Below are 8366 nucleotides of genomic sequence, written 5' to 3'. Positions count from 1 at the left end.
CACTCATGATCCCACCCCTCAGCAACCGAACATTTCTTCTACTAGATTATATAACAAATGAGGGAGGATTAAAAGCCGGTCGCCCAACGAAAGACCCGAGATTACAAGGTTCAGCTAGACAATCGACCATCCCATGTCAGGAGTCCTGGGGCTGCAACCCAGGACTACAACGGCTGGGACCGCACCGCTCAGCTGGTCCGGCACCCTCACGACGACGGCGTCTGACTGGGCGGGGTGGACACACTGTCCCGAATCGCCGAACTGGAAATCGACGCCGTCGACTCGCTCTGCCGACTCGGCACCGATGACGTGCCCACGATACGTGGTGGCCGACCATGCCAGCTTCTGGGTGGTCGACTCCGCAGCGGTTGACGACAATGCGCATGCCGGCCACGTCCTGCGCGAGGCTGCCGCCGCCGTCGAACGCTTCCGTGCCGAGGGGAAAACCGTGCTGCTTCACTGCGTCCGCGCTGAGTCCCGCACCCCCACGGTCGCCGCCCTATACGGCGCACGGGTTGCCGGCATCTCGCCAGTGCAGGCGCTGGCGGCCGTGCAGCGGACGCTGCCGGATGCACGGCCGAATGCTGTGTTCATGGGGATGCTGCGGCGGTGAGCCGAGGCACCGGCTCGAGCGCTTTGTCGCGGGGAACCTGGAGCCAGAGGGCGCGCCGTCTGGAACATTGGCGGAAGTCGAGGACACCCAGGATGCGCTGACCGAAAAGCAGTCGCTGCTGCTGGATGCGACGCGCTCGCTGCCGCACGTGCGATTCATCGGCGGTGCCGGCAGCGGGAAAACCTGGCTCGCCCTTGAGAAAGCCCGGCGCCTCTGCCAGGAGTACTTCGACTACGACATGCCCCGCATACTCGCCGGGATCGGCAACGGACTTCCGACCGCGGAAAAGCTCGATGCGATTATTGTCGATGAGGCCCAGGATTTCGCGTCCGAGTGGTGGGACGGGCTGCTCGCGTGCGTCAAGGACCCGCAGCAGGCGGTGGTCTACGCTTTCATGGACGGGCAGCAGGACGTCTACCGGCGTTGGGACGGGCAAGGCACCGTCGGCGCGGGCGGAAACGGCATCGGGCTCATCCCGATCCACGTGGACGAAAACCTCAGGAACACCCGAAAGATCGCCGAGACCTTCCGTTGCTTCGCCGGTGAGCATTTCACTCCGCGCACCTCGAGCGGCGTTCCCGTGCGCATGGTGCCCTGCGCCACCGACGCCGCGCTGGACGTGGCCTCGGACTGCGTGGACGCGCTCATCGAGGAGGGCTGGGCCAACAATCAAATCGCCCTGCTCACCACCAGGAACCGCCACCCGCTGCATCAGGAGGCCTTCGACGCCGGCGACGCGGCCGTGGCGGCGTACTGGCGCGATTTCCACGCCGACGCCGGCGAGTTCTACGGCCATGTCCTCGGCTTCAAGGGCCTTGAACGCTCCGTCGTGATTCTCTGTGTCAACGGATTCAAGGAGATGAACCGCGCCGCGGAGCAGCTCTACGTCGGACTCTCGCGGGCCCGGAGCCTGTTGGTGGTGGTCGGTGATCCCGCACTGCTGACGGAAGCGGGCGGACCAGACCTCGCCAGAGCCTTGGCACGGGCCTCAGTCTGGGAGCCCGCCTCCGCATAGGGCGCGGCAGCCGCCACCATAATGTCGGACCCTCTGGATAGCGTGATCGAACGACAGAGGGGCTATCTATGGGGGATACATGATTATTGAGTTCGGCTGGTTCCTGGACCGCGCGCCGTGGGCCTTCGCAGCGCCCGGCCTTAACCGGGTCCGCGTCGGCCGTAAGAACCTAATCGGCCTCCTGCAGACCCGCCTCGGACTGACGCGGCCGGACACACCGAACGCCGAGCGGGTGAGCCAGTACCTGCAGCGTCTGCAGAGCATCGACTCCCCCGCCGCGTGGTTCCACGCGTCCTTCGCCGTGGATGCCTGGTCCACAGCGCAGGAACTGCTCGCAGCCCGCGATGACGCGGTCACCAATGGTTGGGACGGGCGCCTGCCGGAGCCTCTGCCCGACGCGGACGACGACGGTCCCTCGCCGCTGCTGCCCACGCTCGCTGCCGCCGAGCGCGCCGAGGGCGGGCTGGCGCCGTCGCTCGCCGACGATCTCGTCGAGATCCTCGACGAACTGCAGGCGTCGCCGCTGCCGCTGGGCATCGACGAGCTCGTGCTCCAGCACCCAGAGGCAACCTTTCCAGCGGTTTGGCGGCGGCTCATCGCCGCGCTCCGCAGCCGCGGTGTCCACGTCAGCGAGGCTGCACGCCCCGAAACGCAGCCGCAGCTGACCATTTTGAACGCGGAGACGGAATGGGAGGCTGCCGAGCACACTGCCCGGTGGCTGGCAGCGGCCAACAACGGGCGCACCGCCGTCGTCTGTTCCGATTCCACCTCCGTCCTGGACCAGTATCTAACCGCGCTCGGGCAGCCACGCCTTGGGGCCGGCGCCCAATCCCCGTGGCAGGCGCAGGATCAGCTGATTCCGCTGTTCTTTGAGCTCATCTGGGCCCCCGTTAACGTGTACCTGCTCGCCGAGTTCCTCACCCTCCCGGACACTCCTGTGCGGCACAAGGCAGGACGCTCCCTCCTGCGAGCGCTGCGGGAGGAGCCCGGAACCGGCGGGGAAGCCTGGCTCAAAGCCGTTGCGGAAATCGCCGGTGATGTGGACCTCGGCCCCGCGCTTGCAGCCACCCTGGACACGGCGTTCAACACCGGGCTGCTGCCCGCCAGCGGCAGCGTGGACGGTCGGTCGCTGCTCGCCGCCGCGCAGTGGTTCGCCGCCACCGTCAACGCACGGGCCGCCGTCGAACCGCGGCTGCAGGCCACCACGGCGCAACTCAAGCGCGTGCTGGCGCTGCTGGAACCTCTGCCCGACGTTTCGCGGCAGGACCTTCGGCGGATCATTGCCGCCGTCGTGACACCCGCGTCGGAATCCATCCTGCCCGCCGAAGCGGCGCCGTGGCTGCGCCTCAACCACCTCGTTGAGCTCGGCGAGGACGTCGAGGACGCGCTGTGGTGGGGCTTCAAGTCCGCAACGACACTCGCCGTGCGGCGTTGGGAAATACACGATGTGCGGACCCTAGCCCGTGCGGGTGTGCACCTGCCCTCGCCTGAGGATCTCACGGCCCTCGCCGTCGAACAGACCGTTGCCTGCGCCGGACACGCCCGCCGTCTGCTCATCGTCCAAATCGCCCAGCGCAACGGCGAGCGCCTGAATGGCAACCCGCTGCTTGAGGGACTGGTGGCGCGGCAGCCCGCACCCACCGGGCACACCATGGAGCAGCGGATTCTGGACCGCAGCGTGCCGGCCGAATCCCTCACCGGTGAGGACGGAACCTGGAAGCTGACGGGACGGACCGTCAGGCTGACCCCGGCACAGCTCCGCCGGCCGGAAGCCCCGGCCCCGGTGCAGGAAGTCGGCGCCAACCAGACCCTGATTCCGCAAACCCTTTCCTTCAGCCAACTCAATACCCTCCTCGGATGCTCCCTGTCCTGGGTGCTGCAGTACAAGTCGAAACTGCGCATTCCCGACGCCGCCCAGATCCCGTCGGAAAACCGAATGCTCGGCTCCTTCGCGCACAAGGTCGTCGAGGTGCTGCACGGTCAGCTGTACGCCGAAAACCGTGCCGTGCCGTCCGCCGAGGAGGTGCGGAACGCCATCGAGCAGCTCCTTCCGCACTTCGCCTCGGAGCTGCTGCTGCCCGGCGAAAAGGCGCGCCGACATGCGGTGCAGAGCACGCTGGAGACCGCCGTCGCCACATTCTTTGAGCAGCTGCAGCGCGGAGGAGTGGCGCTGCAGGGTATGGAGGAAGAGTTCCGCAAAGAACTCCGCCTCACTGCCGGCGGCACCGAACATTTGATCCCGGTGAGCGGCCGGGCTGACGCTGTGGGCATTGACGACGCCGGCCGCAGGACGGTGGTGGATCTCAAGTGGTCCAACTCGGACAAGTACCGCAGGGCGGAGATCCAGGATGGCGAGGCGCTGCAGCTTGCCCTCTATCAGTGGGCACTTGGCGACGGCGATTCTCCCTCTGACGACCCGACAGCGTACTACCTGTTCAAGCAGCGCAGCTTCGCCTCCGCCCACGGGCATTTCGGCGCCAAGCTTCCACGCACCCAGGAACCGTCGGAACTGTGGCGGAAAACCGTCCGGTCCGCCGAATTCACCCTCGACGAGGTCCTGGCGGGCCGGGTCACGGCAGCCAAGCCCGCTGAGGATGCACTGCCGGCGGACGGTTTGGACGCCCCGGCCCAAGCCGCCGAAGCAGGACGTCTGTACGTCAAGCCAAACTGCCGCTACTGCAACTTCGGCACGCTCTGCGGCCTGAAAGGGGACTTCTCGTGAGCCTGCTGGATAACGTCACGATGGTTTCGGCGAGCGCCGGAACGGGCAAGACCTACACGCTGACAACTAAGATCGTGGAACAAATCGAAGCCGGCATCCCGGCTGCCTCGATCATGGCCACCACCTTCACCAAGAAGGCTGCCGGTGAGCTCCGGGAGCGGATCGCTGGCCGGCTGCTGGACCGGGCATCCGAGCTCGGCAGGGGTTCCGGCACCGGTTCCGGCGCAGGCGGCGGTATGTCGGCACTGGATCTGGCTGCCCAGGAACTTGGCTCAAGCCTGATTGGAACGGTCAACAGTGTCTGTGGGCAGCTGCTCCAGGAGTACGCCATCGACGCAGGCCTGTCCCCGGCCCTCGAGGTGATTGGCGAAGAACAACTCAGCTCCATTTTCCGGCTCGCCACGGATGAAGTCCTCGCGGCGCACGCCCCGGAAATCCTGCCGGTGGCCCACCGGCTGGGCTTTGACGGCACGGGTGCGCGGGACGCGGCAAGCTGGGAGGACACCGTACGCGCCGTCGTCGACGCCGCCCGGACAAACCTCCTGACCGCAGCCGACCTGCCGGCGTGCGCCGACCGGTCATGGACCGGACTCCGTGAGCTTCTGGACACACCCAGGACCGACCGGCGGCCCGAGTGGCTGACCCAGCTGCGCGCTGCGGAAACCGAACTTGAGCAGGTGATGGCCAGCGGGCTGATGCCCAACGGGAAGAAAGCCAACGTCACGAGCGCCGGCTTCCTGGAACAACACCCCAAGCTGCTGGCCAAGCTCGCCTCCATCCGCGACGTCGGGGACGTTCCCTGGGAGGTTTGGCGGGGCTTTTGCTTAAGCAGCCCGGCTGGCCCGCTCAAACCGATATTTCTGGGCCTGCGGCAGGACATCCACGCCGAGCTGCTCGCCAATCCGGCCCTGCACGAGGACCTCGAAGGCTATATCCGCCGCGTGTTTGTCTGCGCCGCCGAATGCCTCGAGGCGTATCAGGAATTCAAGGACGCCCACGGCCTGATGGACTTCGTGGACCAGGAGGCCAGAGTCCTCCAGCTGGCCCACGGCAACGAGGCCTTCCGCCGGGCGTTCGCGGGACGCATCCGTTTCCTGGTGGTCGACGAGTTCCAGGACACCAGCCCGCTGCAGCTTGCCCTCTTCCTCGAACTGAGCTCGCTGGCCGAGCAAGCCGTCTGGGTTGGCGACCCCAAGCAGGCGATCTATGGATTCCGCGGCGCGGACCCCGAGCTCATGGAAGCCGTTGTCAGACAGGTGCCACGCCGGGAACAGCTTTCCTACACCTGGCGGTCCCAGCAGCACGTCATAGACCTGTCCAAGACCGTCTTTGAACAGGTTTTCGCCGAGCACGGGATGAGCCCGGAATCCGTGCACCTTGAACTTCCGCCTGGGCACAGCGGCAGCGCCTTCGGGCATCTTGAGGCGTGGACCCGGCCCCAAACCAATGACAGCGAACGCCTCCGTGCCACAGCTGCCGGCGTCGCGTCGCTTCTCGCGCGGCACAGCAACCTGCGCCCGTGCGACGTTGCAGTCCTGGCCCGGTCGAATGCCGACGTCCTTACCATCTCGGCAGCGCTCGACGGCCTTGGACTCAGGGCAAGCCGCAGCGCGCGCACCCTGGGCTCCGCTCGGGAGGTGCAACTGGCCCGCGCAGCGATGGCTTACGTCGCCGACGCATATGACACCGTGGCTCTGGCGGAACTCGTTGCCATCCACCCGGGCCATCCGGACCACGGAACCTGGCAGCAGGAACTGCTGGCAACGCCCGAGCCCGACGCGGTCCTTGCGTCCTGGAAGACAGCGCCGGTCCTGGCCGCGCTGGATGCCCTGCGCGCGGACGCTTCCTCAGCCTCTCCGACGGCGGTCTTCGAGGCAGTGGTCGGTGCGCTGGGTCTGCCGGAGCTGATTGCGGGATGGTCAACACCGGAGACAAGGCTGCGCAATCTGGATGCCCTCCGTGGCAGCATCGACCAGTATTACGAACGGTGCCTGGCCCTCCGCTCCCCTGCCACGCTCCGGGGATTCCTGGATTTCTTCGCCGGCGAGGAGCAGCAGTCCGCCGAGAACTCAGGCCCCGACGTCGTCAATGTCCTCACGTACCACAAGGCCAAGGGCCTCGAATGGAAAGCCGTCGTGCTTGAGGCGCTGGACAAGGACCTCCGTTTCTCGTCCTTCGGCCCCGCCGTCGTGCAGGACGTCGCGCTGAACCTTGCCCAGCCGCTTGCCGGACGCTGGGTCCGCTTCTGGCCCAGCCCCTTCCCCTATGGCGGTTCACCACTGGATGAACGCGCCAAGACCAGCAGCGTCGCCCAGGCTGCGGAGGCCCGCGAACGCCGGAACATGGCCCGGCTCATGTACGTCGGTATGAGCCGCGCCAAGGAAATCACCGTGCTGACCGGGAAAAACAGCACCCCCGCGCTCCTGAACAACCTCGGCGTCCCGGACCTCATGAGCTGGCGCGGCGAAACCGAGAACGATCCGGCCGACGCTGGCACCGGCGCCAACGGCGTCATTCTGGTAGGCGGCGATATTCGGCTCGCGGCGCGGGTGGAGACCCTGGAACCTGCAGAAGCAGTTCCTCCGCTCCGCACCTGGACGCCACGCTACATCGACCCGTCCCAGCCGCCGGCGAAGGTCCGCAAGGCCGCCCGCTTCAAAGCGAGCTCCCTCGACTCGGCCGGGATCGAGGCCCAGGTTCGCGCCGTCGCCGAGCTCGGACCGCGGCTTGCACAGCACGGCTCGGACGACTGGGGCGCCGTAGGCAGTGCCGTTCACGCCTACCTCGGCACCGAGTTCCGGTCGCTCGACGAAACCGCCCGGATCCGATCGGCGGAGCGCATCGTGCAGCGCTGGGGTGTGAGTCAAACCGTCGACCCGGACCTGCTCCTGACAGCCGGCGAACGCTTCGAGGCCTACCTTGACGCCGAGTTCCCCGGCTGGAAACGGCACCGCGAGGCCGCCATCGGATGGCGCCCCGAGGGCCAGACGATGGAAGGCTGGATCGACCTGCTGCTGGAAGGGCCAGAAGGATACGTGCTGGTGGACCACAAAACGTACCCCGGCAGCGACCCTGAAGGCCACATTCGTACCAAGTACCTCGGCCAAATGAAGGCCTACGCCAATGCCATCGAGGCCGCCACCGGGAAGCCGGTCCAGCGTGTGCTCATTCACCTGCCGGCGCTGGGGAAGGTGTATGAGGTTGCAGGTCTAAGGTGAACGAGCAATTATGAACAACTCAGGCAGCATTCTTCGTCTGAGCATGCCCGACAGGAGGCCGACCTCGCTCCACGACGGTCGGCTCTCGACGGAGAGACAGTAGCGCCCGACGTTCAATGCTGCGGGGGTTCCGGCTTTTCCCCAGTCCGACAGCAGGTACTCGAAAGAAGCTCTAAACCCGAACTGCGACGAAACGAGAGTAATTCGTCCTGACTTCGCGGGAAAATGGGGCTACTCGAAAGCTACTCTAAAGGAAGCCCTCCACGAGTTGTGCCCGCGCAACATGCTTGGTCATCCAGAAATTTCCACTGCCTGCCGATCCACGGTCCTGTAGACGTCGTCGTCCCACACTTTAGGCAATGCCTCGACGACCCACCCATTATCCCGGCGACCGACCCTGCAACTGCTGGGTGGTCGACGGCCGATCCTATTTTGTCAGTGCCCCCCGCTACAGTGAATATCACAAGCACCGGAAGACCCCTTCGCCGCCAGGCGAGGGGGTCTTTTGCATCGCTAAAACAAGACCGGCACCCATCAAAGGACGAACAATGCGCAGCAAAAAGCCCATGAGCGGCCAGTACCTCGACGGCGTATTTGACATGGATTTCTTCCTCGACGGGACGCCGAGGACGGGTCGCCGATCCTGGAAATGGCGAGCAGCGCCAGATGGTAGCGCCAGTCCATGTAGTTGGTAGCGCGGTTCTGACGAGGTGGTAGCGGCCCGGGCGGGTGCCCGGGCCGCCGCGGTGCTATTCCCAGTAGGTCTCGTGGGCGCGGGCTTGGTCGTTGCGGTGCCTC

General features: G+C 66.2%; 4 protein-coding genes. All 4 read left to right on the top strand.

Going from position 1 to position 8366, the window contains the following annotated elements:
* The first annotated feature begins 304 nt into the window (after positions 1-304).
* The 4 genes from IV498_RS18080 (at position 305) to IV498_RS18065 (ending at position 7568) form a co-directional block, all read left to right on the top strand.
* A complete protein-coding gene (locus tag IV498_RS18080) occupies positions 305-613 on the top strand; it encodes a hypothetical protein (protein ID WP_269048468.1) in 309 nt (102 codons plus the stop codon).
* Between the two features lie 67 nt (positions 614-680).
* On the top strand, positions 681-1628 hold the full coding sequence (locus IV498_RS18075; RefSeq protein ID WP_269048467.1) for an ATP-binding domain-containing protein: 948 nt from the start codon (positions 681-683) through the stop codon (positions 1626-1628).
* 79 nt (positions 1629-1707) lie between these two features.
* The gene (locus IV498_RS18070) at positions 1708-4350 is read left to right on the top strand and encodes a PD-(D/E)XK nuclease family protein (RefSeq protein ID WP_269048466.1); all 2643 of its coding nucleotides are present in this window, start codon (positions 1708-1710) and stop codon (positions 4348-4350) included.
* The gene (locus tag IV498_RS18065; protein ID WP_269048465.1) at positions 4347-7568 is read left to right on the top strand and encodes a UvrD-helicase domain-containing protein; all 3222 of its coding nucleotides are present in this window, start codon (positions 4347-4349) and stop codon (positions 7566-7568) included. The genes IV498_RS18070 and IV498_RS18065 overlap by 4 nt, the downstream gene beginning before the upstream one ends.
* Positions 7569-8366: the final 798 nt, after the last annotated feature.

It is taken from the genome of Paenarthrobacter sp. Z7-10, from assembly GCF_026932795.1.
GTDB lineage: Bacteria > Actinomycetota > Actinomycetes > Actinomycetales > Micrococcaceae > Arthrobacter_M.
The sequence above is the reverse complement of the archived record's forward strand: the minus strand, read 5'-3'. Positions and strand labels throughout refer to the sequence as shown.

Coding starts and splice junctions, on each gene's coding strand:
- IV498_RS18080 (WP_269048468.1), top strand. CDS start 305: ATGACGTGCCCACGATACGTGGTGGCCGACCATGCCAGCTTCTGGGTG.
- IV498_RS18070 (WP_269048466.1), top strand. CDS start 1,708: ATGATTATTGAGTTCGGCTGGTTCCTGGACCGCGCGCCGTGGGCCTTC.